Source organism: Nocardia elegans NBRC 108235 (assembly GCF_001612845.1).
Lineage (GTDB): Bacteria > Actinomycetota > Actinomycetes > Mycobacteriales > Mycobacteriaceae > Nocardia > Nocardia nova.
The window spans coordinates 1-16,113 of sequence record NZ_BDBF01000088.1; the positions used below are offsets into that span (position 1 = coordinate 1).

Consider the following 16,113-nt stretch of genomic DNA (forward strand, 5'->3'; position numbering starts at 1 on the left):
GAGCCGATGCACCCGGCGGGGCAGCCGGGCCGCGAGTCCCGCGGCGACCGCCGAGCCCGACGACGCGCCCAGCACGGCCACCCGCTCGAACCCCAGCGCATCGACGATGTCGGCGGTCACCGCGATTTCGCCGTCCGCATCGACAGGCATCCCCGCCTCGGACAATCCTCGCCCCGGCTGGTCGTACCGTATGACGGTGAACCGGGTCGCCAGCCGGGACACGAAGGCGCGGAACAGCGGATCCTTCCAGTTGAGGATCAGGTGGCTGCACCACCATCCGCCGATCAGCAATGCGGGACCGCTGCCGACCACCGAACAGGCGACCTCGCCGCCGACGGTCCGCACCCGGTGGATCACCTGATCCTCGGCGCGCACCATGCTCCACCCTCTCGCGCGGCGGCCGTCGAGGCCGGCGCATCGTCCGGCATCGATTATGGCCCGAAACGGCCATGACGCGAAGGGCCACCACCGGCCACACTCGTACACCATGACCACAGCAACGTTCGGCGAACGATTCTTCGCCAGCTGGTATCCGGGCTTCATGGCCCGCGTCGATCGGGCCGGACAGGCCGATCTGCGCCGCACCCAGCTCACCAACGCATCCGGTCGCACCCTCGAAATCGGGGCCGGCGACGGCCTGTCCGTCTCGCACTATCCGGACGGCCTGGACGAACTCGTCCTGCTCGAACCGAATCCGGCGCTGCGCGCCCGCTTGGCGGCCCGCGCAGGCGCCCTCACCGCACCCGTCACCGTCGTGGACGGCGACGCGCACCGGCTGGGCTTCCCGGCGGCCAGTTTCGACACCGTGACCGCCTCCCTGGTCTTCTGCTCGGTGCGTGACCCGGCCCGGGCGCTGCGCGAGGTCCATCGTGTACTGCGTCCCGGCGGCCGGTTCCTGTTCCACGAACATGTCCGGGGAACCGGCCTGCGCGCAGGCGTCCAAGACCTGCTCACCCCGCTGCAACGACGCCTCGCGGACGGCTGCCACGCCAATCGCGACTTCGAAAGTCTGCTCGCGGCAGCCGATTTCGATATCGAGGTCATCGAACACACGCGGATGCCGACCGCGGTACCGACCATCGTGCCCTTGGTCGTCGGCACCGCGCGCCGCCGGTGAGGGCCCGGCGCCGACAGTGCGGACCTCGCCCTCCTCGTCGAATTCGAAGTGCAGGGCGTCGACACAGCGTCTTCGGCGGAAACGCGTTCCTCCCGGTGCTGTTTCTGCTCGCGACGTTGCTCTCGGGCTCGTCGGTGCTTACCCAGGCTCACAACACCGATATCTACCTCACCGCCCTCGGCGGCGTGCTCACCCTCGTCTACATGACCGGCCTGGTGTTCCGTCCCCGCCGCCAATGGTTGCGGATGGGGCCGGATTCGCTGACCGTTCTCGTCGTGTACGTCCTCGGCGTGGTCGGGCTCGCCCTCATCCCGACCTGACCGCGATGGCGGTGGCGGGGTGGCGGGATTCCGGAGGTACCTAGGATCGAGGTGATCCACTGCCGGAGGATGCGAACAGACAAGGGGTGCGGGTGATTTCAGCACGCGAGATGTGGGCGGTGTTCGAGCCGATCCACGCGGTGACCTATTTCGCCCCGGAATGCCGGGCCGAATTCGAGCAGGCGGGTCTGCGCGGCTTCTGGCGCGGTTATTTCGGCGGTCGATCGGCGCCGTTCGGGCCGGTCGGTCCCGGTGTGGTGACGGCGGCCTTCTTCGGCTTCTCCCCCGCCATGGTGGCCCGCGCGCTGCCGGGCGTATGGGAGCTGGCGACGCCGCAGCGAGTGCTCGCGGCCCGCTCCGCCGGCGCCCGCGCCGCGCTGATCCGGCTCGGCGGAACCGACGAGGAGTACGCCGAGGCGGCCGAACTGGCCCGGCGGGCCGCGACAGCGGTCGAACTCGAAGGCAAACCCCTCGCCGCCGCCAATGCCGACCTGACCTGGCCCGACGACCCGCTGTCGGTCCTGTGGCACGCCTGCACGGTGCTGCGCGAGCACCGAGGTGACGGCCATGTCGCCGCGCTGACCACCGCCGGACTGACCGGATGTCAGAGTCTGGCCTGGCGCGCCGCCACCGATTCCGGACGCGACATCCTGCAACCGGCTCGCGGGTGGGACGACGAGCAGTGGAATCGCGCGATCGCGGGCCTGACCGGCCGGGGCTGGCTCGACGCGGACGGTCGGCCCACCTCGGCCGGTCGCGCCGAATTCGACGAGATCGAAAGGCGTACCGACGATTTGGCCGCGCGGCCGTGGCAGGAGATCGGATCCGCGGCGACCCAACGCCTCGCCGAGCTGCTGCGGCCGCTGGCCCGCGCCGCGCACACCGCTATGCCCGATCGCACCCCCATCGGCACGCTGCCCCGCCCCTGAGCTTCCCGATGCCCGCCGCGCCACCGACGAACCGGTGACATTCCTGCACGCCGCGGCGGCGCCGGCCCCTCGGCAGCGCGAGAGAGGGTTCCGGCGCGAAAATTGACCAACGTCCCACGCATCGGAGCCTTCGGCACGATTCGGCGGCGCGAGCGAACGCGGATAGTTGCCGTATGAGACCCGATGAGCACGTCGGCGACCCGGTCGGTGAGATCGGTGAGGCCCTCCCTGGACTCCGCGCCGAGGTCCGGTGGTCGCCGCAGCGCTAGGACGTGGGCCGTGCCGAGCCGGCATGCGGTGCTGCCCGCGGGCTTCGCAAGAACCCGGCAGGAGGCATTCGATGGTGTTTCGTGATCGCGTCGAGGCGGGCAGCAAGCTCGCGACGCGTCTGATGGCCCTGCGTGATACCGATGTAGTCGTGCTGGGCCTGCCGCGCGGCGGAGTGCCCGTCGCGTTCGAGGTGGCGCGGGCATTGCGCGCGCCGCTGGACGTGCTGGTGATCCGCAAGCTGGGCGTCCCCTATCAGCCCGAACTCGCCTTCGGCGCGATCGGCGAGGACGACACCCGGGTACTCAACACCCTGGTCGTGCGCCGCACCGGGCTGTCCGAGGACGACATCGACGCGGTGGAGAAGCACGAACGCGCGGAACTGGCGCGTCGCGTCGACATGTACCGGCAGGGGCGCGACGGACCGCCGCTGCGTGGCCGGACCGTGGTGCTCGTCGACGACGGCATCGCGACGGGGGCCACCGCCCGCGCCGCCTGCCGCGTGGCCCGTGCCCGCGGCGCCGCCCGCATCGTCCTCGCGACTCCGGTCGCCCCGCGCGAGGCATTGGCGTCGCTGCGGCCGGAAGCGGACGACATCGTCTGCCTGAAGACACCGCTGCTCTTCGACGCGGTGGGCCAGTGGTACCGGCACTTCGGTCAGACGAGCGACGCCGAAGTCGTCGATCTGCTCGCCCGGGCGGCGGTCGCCGCCCGCCAACGACCCGGCCTGGCCGAGCCCGACGATCCGCCGCTGGTCGACGACGAGGTCGCCATCACCGTCGGGAAGGCCGAACTGAGCGGCCACCTGACGGTCCCGGAAGCCGCGACGGGCGTGGTCATCTTCGCGCACGGCAGCGGCAGCAGCCGGCACAGTCCGCGCAACCGATTCGTCGCCACCGTCCTGCAGCGGGCTGGGCTCGGAACGTTGCTGTTCGATCTGCTCACCCCCGCCGAAGAGCTCGACCGCGCCAACGTCTTCGATATCGGCCTGCTGGCGAATCGGCTGGCGGGTGTCACGCGGTGGCTCACCGGGCTGCATTACGCCGACGACCTCCCGATCGGGTACTTCGGCGCCAGCACCGGGGCCGCCGCCGCGCTGCGGGCGGCCGCCGCGCCGGAACTGGGCATCGCCGCCGTCGTCTCCCGCGGCGGCCGGCCCGACCTCGCCGACCTCTATCTGACCGCGGTGCGAGCGCCGACCCTGTTGATCGTGGGCGGAAACGACCCGACGGTGATCGAATTGAACCGGTTCGCCCAGCGAGCGATGACGTGCGAGACGCGCGTCGAGATCGTGCCCGGCGCCACCCATCTGTTCGCCGAGCCCGGCACGCTGGAAGCGGTGGCCGAACTGGCCCGCGACTGGTTTTGCGCCCATTTCCGCGAATCCACGGCCGCCCGCGCGCGACCATGACCGGGTGAGAGGCGTCCTCACCGTCGTGCGAGACCTCGCCCTCTCCGATGGTGCGGACCAGAAAGACCCCGGTGAACACGCACAATCCGGCGATCCAGCCGACGGCGTCGGCCCAGGGCCAACGCCGTCCGCGCGCTGTAGTGGCGCAGCACCGTCCACTGAGCGACACCCAGGGAGAACACCACGACCAGGCCCCCGGCCGCCCGGCAGATTCGAAAATCCTTGATGGTTCCCGGTTTCCGCCATCCCTGCCACCGGCACCGAGCGCATCGGCGCACCACGGGCCGCATGGTCCACATTCCGGTGACTTTGGTCCATCACGAATTCTCGGGCCATCGGCGACGCTGGTACCGATGGAGACGAACGACCCCTTCGCCGCACTCGCCGAAACTCATTCGGCGGTGGTCGTGCTGTACGGAGACCGCGCCTACAAGGTCAAGAAGCCGGTGCGGACCGACTTTCTCGACTTCTCCACGCGGGCCGCGCGCGAAGCCGCCTGCATTCGCGAACTCGAACTCAACCGGCGATTCGCACCCGATGTCTACCTCGGCATCGGGCACCTGTCGGATCCGACGACCGATGCGGACGAACCGGTGCTGCTGATGCGCCGGCTCCCCGACGCCACCCGGTTGTCGCGGCGCCTCGACGACCCCGCCGTCGCCCGCGACATCCTCTCGGTACTGGTACACGACGTGGCCGCCTGGCACGACCGGGCGTCGACCGGACCGGCGATCGATCGCGCGGCGACGGTGACGGCGGTGCGCGAGCGCTGGACGTCGTTGCTGTCCGGAATGACCCATCCCCCGATCGAACCGGCCGCGGTACGAGAGCTGACCGAACTGGCGATGCGCTATCTCGACGGACGGAAGGCGCTGTTCGACAAGCGCATCGCCACCGGGCGCATCGTCGACGGTCACGGAGATCTGCGCGCCGACGACATCTTCGTCACCGACGACGGCGTACGGGTCATCGACTGCCTCGACTTCGACGACGAACTCCGCCACGTCGATCGGCTCGACGACATCTGCTTCCTGGCCATGGATCTGGAACGCCTCGGGTACCCGGATCTCGGCCGGGCCGTCGTCGAGGAGTATCTCGAAACGACCGGCGACCCTGCGCCGGACTCGCTGTACCACCACTACATCGCCTACCGGGCGGCGGTACGCGCGAAGGTCGACTGCGTGCGATTGCGGCAGGGGGAGCGCCACGCGGCGGCGAGTGCGGTCCGGCACGTCGAGGTCGCCCTGCGGCACCTCGCCGCCGGCGCGGTGCGCCTGGTCCTGGTCGGCGGCCTGCCCGGCACCGGCAAATCGACGATCGCCCGCCGCCTGGCCGCGGCGACCGGCGCGATCCTGTTGTCCAGCGACCACATTCGCGCCGTGGCGCGCGCCGAGGGGGTGCTGGACGGTGCGGCCGGAGAGTACGACCACGGCGCCTACACGCCCGCCGCCCGCGATCACGTCTACACGGTCATGTGCGCCGAGGCGCAGACTCTGCTCGCCGCCGGCCGGTCGGTCGTTCTGGACGCCAGCTGGATCGATGAGGCGCAACGACGCCGAGCGTCTCGGCTCGCGACCGACACCGCGGCGGAGCTCATCGAACTCTGTTGTAGCGCACCGGCTTCCGTGGCCGCCGCACGCATCGCGGCACGCAGTGGATCCGAATCCGACGCCACACCCGCCGTCGCGGCGGCTATGGCCGCGGATCGCGACCCGTGGCCCGGTGCGGTGGTCCTGAACACCACCGCCTCGGAGGACGAGACCGTCGCGGCCGCGCTGCGCAGCTATCGGCACACGAACGGACGGGAGGACTCGTGACCGCGGAACCGGCCGTCGACCTCACCGACGTCACCTACCGCCGCCTCGCCCCCGGCGACTGCGATGCGGTCCGGGATCTGCACGCGACGCTCGATCAGCGCGACGGCTACTACCGGTTCTTCGGCGCGCGGCCGAAACATCTCGAACAACTGGCGGCCGCCATTTCGCTGAACGACCCGAAGCACTGCGCCTTCGGCGCCTTCTGGGGCGGTCGGCTCATAGGTGTGGCGAACTACGTCGTGCTGCCCGACACCGACTGCGCCGAGGTGGCCATGGTGGTCGCCCACGAAGACCAGCAGTCGGGTATCGGCACCGCGCTGCTCACGCGGCTGGCCGAGGACGCACGACGGCACGGCATCGCCCGGCTCGCGGGTGACATCCTGGCCACGAATTCGAAGATGATGCAGTTGCTGATGGACATCGACCTGCCGATGTCGGCCCATCGCGACGACGAGGTCGTCCACGTCGTCCTGCAACTCGGCACGTCGTAGCTCGGCTGATCGTAGGCGGCCACCGGCTCCGATCAGCCCATTTCGGCTACCGGCGCCGCGGCCCGCGTCTGCTCCTCGTACAGCTGCTCGATCCGCGAGCGCAGCCCGGGAGCGGTGCCCGAGGTGGTCAGGGCGGCGGTCGCCGCGGCGATACCCAATCGGATCGCGTCGTCGAGCTCGTAGCCGCGCGTCAAGCCGACGGTGATGCCGCCGACCATCGCGTCCCCCGCGCCGATCCCGCTGCGCACCGGCACCGGTATCGGCGCGAACCATTGCGATCGCTCGGCCGTGACCGCCAGTACCCCCTCGGCGCCGAGCGACACGACGACGACCTCGGCGACCGAGGCGTGCACGAGTTCGCGGGCCGCGGCGGCCTGTGCCTCGCGATCGGGCAGCGCGCGCCCGACCAGCTGCGCGAGCTCCCGCACGCTCGGCTTGATCAGGAAGACGCCGCGCCGGATCGCCCGCAGCGCGGCCCCGGAGGTGTCGAGAATCATCGGAACACCTTGTGCCGCAGCCACATCGGCGAGAATCTGAAAGTAGTCGGACTCGACGCCGGGCGGCAGGCTGCCGCTGGCCACGACATAATCCGCTCCGGGCGCGCAGTGCTCCACCGCCGCCAGGCAGCGGTGCTGTTCGGCCGGTGTCAGCCGCGGCCCCGGGAAGACGAATCGGTACTGCTCCCCCGTGTCGTCGGCGAACACGGCCAGATTTTCCCGGCTCGGCTCGGCGGTGGCCACGGCGTGTGAGGGGATATTCGCCGCGCGCACCAATTGTTCGAGGAAGACACCGGTGTGCCCACCGGCGGGATAGATCGCGGTGACGGGCTCACCGAGGGCCGCCACCGTGCGAGCGACGTTGATGCCACCGCCGCCCGGGTCGAATCGCGGTGCGCTGCAGCGCATCTTGTCGGTCGGAAGCACCCGCTCGGTGCGGGCGGCACTATCGATCGCGGGATTCATCGTGAGCGTGACGATCGGCATACGGTCCATCTCACGGGATCGGCGGAACAGCGAGTAGAGCATTCCGGTCGGCTGCGGTGGTGACCGAAGTCCCGTGTCCGGTGCGAGCGTTGCTTCTACAGTCGAGTAGGAGCAACGTCACCGAACCCGGCCGGGTGCCGGAGGGAGGCCTCATGGTCCGCAGTACCGCACGACGGCCGGGCTGATCGACCGTGCTCGGCTCCGTCCCTCCGGATACCGACCGCGCGGCCGAGGTACCCGCTCAGGTCGAAGCCACCGAACCGCTGGACCTGCTGCTGCGGGATCTACGCAGTTCACGCGACGGCCTGTCCACCCGCGAGGCGCAACGCCGGCTGATTCACGCCGGGCCCAATACGCTGCGTCGCCGAGGCACCCGGCAATGGCCACGACAGCTGCTACGCCAGTTCACCCACCCGCTCGCGCTCCTGCTGTGGGCCGCGGCCGCACTGGCGTTCTCCGTCGGCATCGAAGCGGTCGCGGTCGCGATCGTGTCGGTGATCGTGCTCAACGCCGTCTTCGCCTTCGTCCAAGAGCGCCACGCCGAACATGCCGTCGAGGCGCTGGCCGCGTTCATCCCGTTGCACGCCACCGTTGTTCGCGACGGGTCGCGCCGGAGCGTCGACACCGCCGACCTGGTGCCCGGCGATGTGCTGATCGTGTCCGAAGGGGACAAGATCTCGGCCGATGCCCGCCTGCTCGACGGCGCCGTCGAGGTGGATATGTCGGCGTTGACCGGGGAGTCGGTGCCGGTCCACCGCAGCACCGGGCCGGTCGATTCGACCGTGCCGCTGTTGCAGGCCACCGACGTGATCTTCAGCGGCACCGCTTGCACCCAGGGTGAGGCGTCGGCCGTCGTCTTCGCCACCGGGATGCGCACCGAACTGGGCCGCATCGCCTCGCTGTCGGAGCGGGTGCGCACCGAGGAGAGTCCGCTCGAACACCAGGTGCGGCGGGTGGCGTGGCTGATCGCGGCGATCTCGGTACTGCTCGGCGCGGCGTTCATCCCGCTGGCGATCTTCGGGGCCGGGCTGCCGTTCCTCGACGCGGTGATCTTCGCCGTCGGGCTGCTGGTGGGCAACGTGCCCGAGGGGCTGCTGCCGGTGATCACCCTGGCCCTGGCCATCGGGGTGCGCCAGCTGGCGGCCCGCGGCGCGGTGGTCAAACGGCTCTCGGCGGTGGAGACGCTGGGGTCCACGGATGTGATCTGCACCGACAAGACCGGAACCCTCACCGAGAACCGGATGCGGGTGATCACCATCGCCACCGCCTCCGGTGAGATCGACCCCTTCGCCGCCACCGACGACGCGGAACCGGTGCGCCGGGCGGCGCGGGCGATGGCGCTCTGCAACAACGCTCATCCGGCACCGACCGGGGAGCTCGCCGGCGATGCGACCGATATCGCCGTCCTCGCTGCGGCGACAGCTCTCGATCCGGCGGGCCCGGACGGACATCGTTTGCGGCAGTTCGCCTTCGACTCCGTACGCAAACGCATGTCCACCCTCGACGACGCCCACGGCGTGCACACCGTCCATGTGAAGGGCGCACCCGAAACCGTCGTTCCGCTGTGCACGGCGGAGCTCGCCCCGGACGGAACCACCCGGCCGCTGACCGAGCGGCGGCGAGCCGAAATTCTCGCCGCCGTCGACGCGCGGGCGCACGACGGATACCGCATGCTCGCCATCGCCGACCGGCCCCTGCCCGCGGGCCGACCGGATCCGGCGACACCCGCCGCCGCCGAGACCGATCTCACCCTGCTGGCGGTCGTCAGCATCGTCGATCCCCCACGCCGGGAGGTAGCGGGCGCCGTAACCCGTTGCCGCACCGCGGGAATCCGGATCATCGTCATCACCGGTGATCACGGGGCGACCGCCGCCGCCGTCGCCCGTCAGGTCGGCATCGTGCGCGGCACCCCGGCCATCGTCACGGGCCCCGAACTCGACGCCATGAGCGAAGCCCAGCTCGACGATCTTCTCGCCGGCGCCGACGAGGTGATCTTCGCTCGGTCCTCACCCGAAGCCAAACTGCGCATCGCGGACGCCCTGCGCGCCACGGGGCACGTGGTGGCCATGACCGGCGACGGCGCCAACGACGCACCCGCGCTGCGGCGCGCGGATATCGGAATCGCCATGGGCCGCAGCGGAACCGACGTCGCCCGCGAGGCGTCGACGATGGTGCTCACCGACGACGACTTCGCCACCATCGCCGCGGCGGTCGAGTCCGGACGCCGGGTCTACGACAACATCCGCAAGTTCATCTTCTACATCTTCGCCCACGCCACACCCGAGGTGCTGCCGTTCCTGGTGTTCGCGCTGTCCGGTGGCGCGGTGCCCGTTCCGCTGACGGTGCCGTTGCTGCTGACCTTCGATGTGGGCACCGAAACGCTTCCCGCCCTCGCGCTGGGCCGCGAACGCGCGGAGCCGGGCATCATGCGACGGCCACCGCGGCCCCGCGGCGAGCCGGTGATCCGGCGCCGGATGTTGTTGCGCGCCTGGCTGTTCCTGGGACTGATCTGCGCCGTCCTGGCCCTCGCCGGATTCTTCGCCGTCCTGCTCTCGGCGGGCTGGCATCCCAGCGATCCCACCGGGCCCGGATCCGCACTGCACCATGCCTACCGGCAGGCCGTGACGATGTTGTTCGTCGGCATGGTCGCGGGCCAGATCGGCACCGCCTTCGCGGCCCGCACCGAACGCGCGTCGCTGCGGTCGATCGGGGTGTTCTCGAATCCGATGCTGTTGTGGGGCATAGGTTTCGAATTGGTGCTGACCGCTGTGGTGGTGTACGTTCCCCCGCTGCAGGACGTCCTGGGCACCGCGGCCCTCGCGCCGTGGATGATAGCGTTCGTCGTCCCGTTCCCGTTCATCGTCTGGGGATGCGACGAGGTGTATCGGTGGGTGTTGCGGCACCGGGTGCCCGAGCCGTCGGTGCCCGAGCCGTCGCCGGTGTCGGTGTCCGAGCCATCGTCGGTGTCCGAGCCATCGTCGGTGTCCGAGCCGTCCTAGCGTGTACGGCCGGTTCAGGCGGTGGCGCGGGCGCGGGCCAGCAGCGTCTCGATCTCGTCGGTGACCGCCGCCGGGATCAGCTCGATATCGGGGGTGGTGTCGTAGTCGCCGGTGATCCCGAAGGTGAACTGGCCGGCGTAGCTCAGCATCGCGACCGTGGTGCGCAGCCGCATGGCCACCGGGATTCCGGGCCAGACCTGCTCGACCTCGGCGCCCGCGATGCTCAGCCGGTGGCGCGGTCCGGGGACGTTGGTCGCGAGCGCGCTGATGCCGCGTTGCGGGAAGCGCGTGGCCAGCCGGAACGCCCACGCCGCCACACCGGCGGGCAGCCGGCCGGCCAGCGTCAGCAGTGACGCCTCCGCCTCCGCCTCGCCCCGCGCGCGATGGCGGGCGATGCGTTCGTGCACCGTCTGCAGGCGGTGTACCGGATCGGCGACATCGACCGGCAAGGCGGCGATGACGACCGAGACCCGGTTGCCCATCGCGTATTTCGCATCGGCCGAGCGCATCGACACCGGTATCACGATCCGTACCGAATCCGCCTGCGGTTCTTCGCCGCGTGCGCACAGCAGGCGTCGATACGCTCCGGCGAGCGCGGACACCGCGACGTCGTTGACCGTCGCGTCGAACGCGGCGCCGACCTCGTGCAGCTGCGACAGCGAGGTCCGCGCCACCGCATACCGGCGCCGACGGCCCAGCGGGCCGTTGAGCGAGGATGTCGGGGTCGGGACCACGGTATCGCGCAGCAGCGGCACCAGCGTGCGGGCCGTGCGGACAGCGAAACGGGAAGCGGTGTAAGGCAATCGGATCACGGTCCCCGCCGTGGCCCGCAGGCTCACAGCGGTGTCCGGCGGCCGCACCGGCAGTTCGGACGGCGATTCCGGCTCTTCGTCGCAGAGACTTTCGAAGACCGTGATGCCGGCGATCCCGTCGACCATGCTGTGGTGCGCCTTGACGATCACCGCCCACCGGTTCTCGGCGAGATTGTCGACCACCACGACCTGCCACAGCGGATGTTCGCGATCGAGGCGGCGGGCGAGCTCCTCCCCCACCAACTCGCGTAACGCCTGCTCGTCGCGGGGGCCGGGCAGCGCCGTCCATCGGACGTGGCGGGACAATCGGAAATCCGGGTCGTCCTCCCAGCTGGGCGCCGTGATGTCCAGCGGTGTGCGCCGCATCCGCTGGCGCAGGCGCTCGTTGCGGCCCAGCGCCCGGGTCACGGTCTCGTCGAACCGCTCTCGGCTGGGCACCGGCCCGGCGACGATCGCGATCGCGGCGATGGCGATATTGACGTGGCGGTCGCTGTCCTCCAGCTCCATGAAACCCGTGTCCAGCGGTCCGAATTCGTTCATGGTGGTGGCTCGTTCCGAAACATGCCGGCGATCTGCCGAGCTGGTGGGTTCAGTCTCGTGCGGTCAGTCGTGTCACCGGCAGATGCGAAGGTCGCCGCCGCGAGTGACGAAAGGCGGCCCGAGGCGGGCAGTGCTGCTCTGGCGAGGACACCGGTGGCGCGAGCGCGTCACGGCTGCGGATGCACCACCATGACCGGGCACCAGGCGTGCTGCACCAGCGAATGGGAGGTGGAGCCGAGCAGCGCGCCGAGCACCGCGCCCCGGCCGCGGCTCCCGACCACCAGCAGTTGCGCCGATTTCGACGACTCCAGCAGCACCGCACCGGGATCGGCCAGCGACACCCGGCGCGCAACGGCGACATCCGGATACTTCTCCTGCCAGCCCGCCAGCCGTTCGGCCAGCACGGCACGTTCCCGCACCTCGACCTCGCGAGCCGAATACAGGATGTGCGGATCGTCGGCGAACTGCCCGTAGTAGACGTCGTGGCATACGTGCACGGCGACGAGTTCGGCGCCGCGTTCGGCGGCTTCCTCGAAGGCCGCGCCGATGGCTGCCTCGCTGACCGGCCCGCCGTCGATGCCGACCACGACGGGCCCCTCGGTGTGCACGCGGTTCTCCTCGTGCGAATCGGTCCGCACCACCAGCACCGGCCCGGTCGCGTGGGCGGCCACCGCCGACACCGTGGACCCGAAGTGGCCGGCCAGCCGGTTCGTGCCGTGGGCCGCGAGCACCACGGCGTAGGCGGACGCACTGGCGTTCACCAGCGCCCTGGCGGGGTCACCGTCGAGGACGGCGGTCGAGATCCGCAGCCCCGGCAGCACCGCCCGGACTCGCTGCGCCGACCGTTCGACCAACGAGGCGCCGCGCTCCCGAGCCGCGGTCAGCATGGCGGCCGCGGGAGAATCGAGCGAGCCGATGCCGAGCTGCAGCCGGTTCAGGTCCAGCGCGTGCACGATGCGCAGTTCCCGCCCGCGCTGCGCGGCCATCCCCGCGGCCCAGTCCACCGCGAGATCGGCGTGCCCGGAACCGTCGACACCCACCACGACCGCGGCCGCGGCGGAATGGCGGATGTCGGAGCTGTGTTCGGGGGTCATGGCGCCCTTCCTTCCGTGCGACGGCCCGCGAGGTGCTCGGCCGTTGTTCTCACGGTAGAGACGACGGCCGATGCCGCGATGCGGCCGAAAGTCCTCATCTCGACCGCGCGGTCCACATCTCGCACCGCGCCCGATGCGGGACCTTCGTCCAGGGATGGGAGCCGACGGTCCCTGGTGTGTGTTCCGGGCCCGAACCAGGATCGATGCAGGAGGTTCTGCCATGTACGCTCGCGACATTCTCAGCCGTCCCGTGGTCACCGTCCACGCCGAAACCCCGCTGCCCCAGGCGATTTCCCAGCTCACCGAGCGCGGCTTCGCCGCCCTTCCGGTCGTCGACGAGGACGGGCACGTCGTCGGCATGCTGTCTGAATCGGACGCGCTCTCGGCGCCTGCCCCGGACGCGACCGTCGGGGCGGCGATGACCACCCCCGCCGAGGTGATCGAGCCCGGAACCGACCTCGCCACCGTCGCCGCGCGCATGCTCGCCCGGCGGTTGCGTTCGATGCCGGTGGTCGAGGCGGGGATTCTGGTCGGCATCGTGGCACGCCGGGATCTGCTGCGCACCCTGATGCGCGACGACGCCGCCGTGGAGGCGAAGGTGCGCGCCCTGCTCGACGACTACGCCGGCAGCCGCCGCCAGTGGACGATCCGGGTCGACGGCGGGCACGCCGTGATCACCGGCGCATTCGCCGATGCGGCCGAGGAGCGGACGGTGACGGCGCTGGCGCTCACCGTCGACGAGATCACCCACGCCGAAACGGTTCCCGGCCCCGGCCCCGTCGCGGATGCCACGGGCGCTCCGGCGGCACCGCTGTCGGAATGGCTGCATCGCAAGGCCGACGAGACCATCGGGTGACCCACGGGGCTCGCCCGGCGGTCCACCATGCCGACCAGCGCGAAACCCAGCCTCCATCAACGTGATTCGCGGCTCACCCTCGTTCGGGAGCCGCGAATCGGTCGTTGTCCGATACTGCCGATCACCCCCGAATGATCATCCCCGACGAATCACGCCACACCGCTGTGGCCGACTCCTGCCGATGCGGCGACCTCGTCGTCGCCGGTTCCTTCGACACTTCTATTGTGGTCTGCATCACCGTCGCGGAGCAGTATCGGAAGCCATCGCCGGAAGTGCCCAATCGGGTCGCGGTCCGGGACGTCCGGCCCGGTGCGGGCCTCGCCGTTCGGTGACGAGAGTCCCCGCGCGACCGGGACTTTCGCCCATGTCCCGGCGTAGCGCGGAACGTGCGCGGCGGCTCTCGCCGGTCACCCGCGGCGGCGGTCCTCGTGCAACCGGATGATGGCGTCGGCGAGCAGCGGCGCGATCGAGCGCACCTCGATCTTCCCTGCCTCCGCGTCGTGAAAGACGCTGTCGGTCACGACGATGCGGCGGAGTCCGAGTTCGTGCAGACGCGCCGCCGCCCCGTCGCTCAGCGGGCCGTGGGTCGCCGCCACGAGCGTGTCGGCGGCCTGGTACCGCACCAGGTGGGCGGCCGCCTCGATCGTCGCCCCGGTGCAGATCATGTCGTCGACGAGGGCGACGGGGCATCCTCTGACCTCGCCGAGCAGATCGAGTGCGCGCACGCTCGTATCGCTCAGCCGGTGCTTGCGCACCACCGCGACGGATGCGCGCAAGGCGGCGGCGAAGTGTTCGGCGCGCTCACCGGCGCCCAGGTCGGGGGCAACGACCACACCCCGGCCGATCATGGCCGGCTCCAGTTCGCTCGCCAGCAGCGGCACCGCGGTCAGGATCTCGACCGGCACCGGGCAGATCGCCTCGAGTGCGGGCGTGTGCGGGTCGACCACTACCAGCCGGTCGGCGCCCGCGTGGGCGATGGCCTCGGCCGCCACCCTGGCGCCGATCGCCTCCCCCGCCGTGCCCCGGTCCTGACGGGCATAACCGAAGTACGGGACCACCGCGGTGATCCGGCCCGCGCCGGCGCGGCGGCAGGCGTCGAGCAGCAGCAGCAACTCGACCATATGCTCACCGACCGGAGGCGACGTCGGCTGCACGATGTACACATCGTCGCCGGAGATGTCGGCGACGACCACACGCCGTTCGCCGCCGGCCGTCGGCTGCGAATCGCAGCACTCGTGCGAATCACCGCCGATTCGCGCGACCACGGCGTCGGCCAGCGGCGGGTTGGCGCTGCCGCGGATGATGCGCAACGTGCTCATCGGGCCCCGGCACCCGTCTCGGGACTCCCGGTGAGGAAGTCGACGCAGGTGCGGATCGTGGCCAGCCGTGGATAGTCGGCCTCGGCGATCGGCTCCTCGCGCAGATTCGACAGCCGTTCGACGAAGGTGAGGAAATCCAGCGAATCCAGTTCCAGGGTGGTGCGCAGCGGCTCGTCCGGTCCGAGTGCGGTGAGTTCGGCGTCGGTGGCGAATCCGCGCAGTGCGGCACGCACCGCGCTGTCGGCCGATTGCCGGGAAACAGTGGTGGACATGGCTTCACAACTCCTCGGGTTGATGCAGCAGGTCGGCGACGGTGTGCAGGAATCGGGCGCCGGTCGCGCCGTCGCTGGCGCGATGATCGGCCGAGAGGGTGACGGTCACCTGCGGCCGCACACCGAGCAAACCGTCGACAGCGCACGGCCGGTCGGTGACAGCGCCCAGTCCGACGATCGCGACCTGCGGCACGGCGATCACGCCGAATACCGACTCCACGCCGAGATCGCCGAGGTTGGTGACCGTGATGGTGGCCGCGGTCGCGTCCGAGGAGCGCAGGCGGCCGGATCGGGCGCGCTGCACCACCGATCGCATCGCGGCCATCATCTCCGCGGCGTCCAAGGTGTCGGCGTCGGGAATCGTCGGCACGATGATGCCCCCGCCGCGCAGCGACACCACGACGCCGAGATGCACCGCGGACGCCGGACGGAACTCGTCGTCGATCCAATATCCGTTGAGCTGCGGCACCCGGCGGGCAGCTCCGGCGACGGCGCGAAACAACAAGGCGGCCATCACGATTCGCTCGGCGAGCGGCGCGCCGGCATTTCGCTCCCGCAGCCGGTCGGCCGCCGCCGAGACATCGACGACATCGGACAGGTAGTAGTGCGGCACGGTTCGTTTGGACCGTGCCATCGTCGCGGCGATCGCCGAGCGCATCGTGGCCGCGTCGCGCGAGCCCGGGGGCGGGGTGGCGGGGTCCGCGCGAACCGTCCCGTCCTCCGATGGTTGTGCCGCGGCGGGTGCGGGGACACCCTCGGCCGGGAGGTCGCGGGCGCGCACGGCGCCGGCGGGACCGGTTCCGGACAGCCCGGACAGGTCGAGTCCCCGCGCTTCGGCGAGTCGCCGCGCCAGACCGGAGGCGCGAGCGACGTCCGGCTGCGCCCC

15 protein-coding genes are annotated in these 16,113 nt (G+C 70.8%); 8 read left to right on the plus strand and 7 right to left on the minus strand.

Features of this window, described 5'->3' with window-relative positions:
- A partial coding sequence (locus tag NE2_RS33705) for an alpha/beta fold hydrolase (RefSeq protein ID WP_157110998.1) occupies window positions 1–378 on the minus strand: 378 nt, incomplete at its 3' end.
- A 109-nt stretch (window positions 379–487) separates the two neighbouring features.
- On the opposite strand from NE2_RS33705, the gene NE2_RS33710 reads away from it, so the two are divergent.
- From NE2_RS33710 to NE2_RS33735, 6 genes are all read left to right on the plus strand, one after another.
- Window positions 488–1,117 (plus strand): class I SAM-dependent methyltransferase, encoded by a 630-nt coding sequence (locus tag NE2_RS33710; protein WP_063032749.1) that lies wholly within the window; start codon window positions 488–490, stop codon window positions 1,115–1,117.
- Window positions 1,118–1,212: 95 nt separating this feature from the next.
- A complete protein-coding gene (locus tag NE2_RS33715; protein WP_063032729.1) occupies window positions 1,213–1,437 on the plus strand; it encodes a hypothetical protein in 225 nt (74 codons plus the stop codon).
- Between the two features lie 92 nt (window positions 1,438–1,529).
- The gene (locus tag NE2_RS33720) at window positions 1,530–2,366 is read left to right on the plus strand and encodes an SCO6745 family protein (RefSeq protein ID WP_233429968.1); all 837 of its coding nucleotides are present in this window, start codon (window positions 1,530–1,532) and stop codon (window positions 2,364–2,366) included.
- A gap of 340 nt (window positions 2,367–2,706) precedes the next feature.
- Complete coding sequence (locus tag NE2_RS33725; RefSeq protein ID WP_063032733.1) at window positions 2,707–4,044, plus strand: phosphoribosyltransferase family protein; 1,338 nt, start codon at window positions 2,707–2,709, stop codon at window positions 4,042–4,044.
- Between the two features lie 353 nt (window positions 4,045–4,397).
- Window positions 4,398–5,861 (plus strand): bifunctional aminoglycoside phosphotransferase/ATP-binding protein, encoded by a 1,464-nt coding sequence (locus tag NE2_RS33730; protein WP_063032735.1) that lies wholly within the window; start codon window positions 4,398–4,400, stop codon window positions 5,859–5,861.
- The gene (locus NE2_RS33735) at window positions 5,858–6,352 is read left to right on the plus strand and encodes a GNAT family N-acetyltransferase (protein ID WP_063032737.1); all 495 of its coding nucleotides are present in this window, start codon (window positions 5,858–5,860) and stop codon (window positions 6,350–6,352) included. The genes NE2_RS33730 and NE2_RS33735 overlap by 4 nt, the downstream gene beginning before the upstream one ends.
- Window positions 6,353–6,384: 32 nt before the next feature.
- Here NE2_RS33735 and NE2_RS33740 read toward each other — a convergent pair whose 3' ends face one another.
- The gene (locus tag NE2_RS33740) at window positions 6,385–7,335 is read right to left on the minus strand and encodes a 1-phosphofructokinase family hexose kinase (protein ID WP_063032751.1); all 951 of its coding nucleotides are present in this window, start codon (window positions 7,333–7,335) and stop codon (window positions 6,385–6,387) included.
- A 191-nt stretch (window positions 7,336–7,526) separates the two neighbouring features.
- Between NE2_RS33740 and NE2_RS33745 the strand changes: the two genes are divergently transcribed.
- A complete protein-coding gene (locus NE2_RS33745; protein ID WP_063909554.1) occupies window positions 7,527–10,334 on the plus strand; it encodes a cation-translocating P-type ATPase in 2,808 nt (935 codons plus the stop codon).
- Window positions 10,335–10,348: 14 nt separating this feature from the next.
- Here NE2_RS33745 and NE2_RS33750 read toward each other — a convergent pair whose 3' ends face one another.
- Window positions 10,349–11,686 carry a wax ester/triacylglycerol synthase family O-acyltransferase gene (locus NE2_RS33750; RefSeq protein WP_063032739.1) on the minus strand — a complete coding sequence of 446 codons (1,338 nt, stop codon included), beginning with the start codon at window positions 11,684–11,686 and terminating at the stop codon, window positions 10,349–10,351.
- A gap of 167 nt (window positions 11,687–11,853) precedes the next feature.
- Complete coding sequence (locus NE2_RS33755; RefSeq protein WP_063032741.1) at window positions 11,854–12,780, minus strand: universal stress protein; 927 nt, start codon at window positions 12,778–12,780, stop codon at window positions 11,854–11,856.
- 220 nt (window positions 12,781–13,000) lie between these two features.
- On the opposite strand from NE2_RS33755, the gene NE2_RS33760 reads away from it, so the two are divergent.
- A complete protein-coding gene (locus NE2_RS33760; RefSeq protein ID WP_063909555.1) occupies window positions 13,001–13,636 on the plus strand; it encodes a CBS domain-containing protein in 636 nt (211 codons plus the stop codon).
- Between the two features lie 407 nt (window positions 13,637–14,043).
- Here the strand turns inward: NE2_RS33760 and NE2_RS33770 are convergent, their stop codons facing one another.
- The 3 genes from NE2_RS33770 to NE2_RS33780 form a co-directional block, all read right to left on the minus strand.
- Entirely contained in the window at window positions 14,044–14,955 is a 912-nt protein-coding gene (locus NE2_RS33770; protein ID WP_063032745.1) for a ribose-phosphate diphosphokinase, read from the minus strand.
- Entirely contained in the window at window positions 14,952–15,227 is a 276-nt protein-coding gene (locus tag NE2_RS33775; RefSeq protein WP_063032747.1) for a hypothetical protein, read from the minus strand. Before NE2_RS33775 ends, NE2_RS33770 begins: the two co-directional genes overlap by 4 nt.
- A gap of 4 nt (window positions 15,228–15,231) precedes the next feature.
- Window positions 15,232–16,113 (minus strand): dihydrolipoamide acetyltransferase family protein (locus tag NE2_RS33780; protein ID WP_167356821.1); only part of this gene is annotated, 882 nt, incomplete at its 5' end.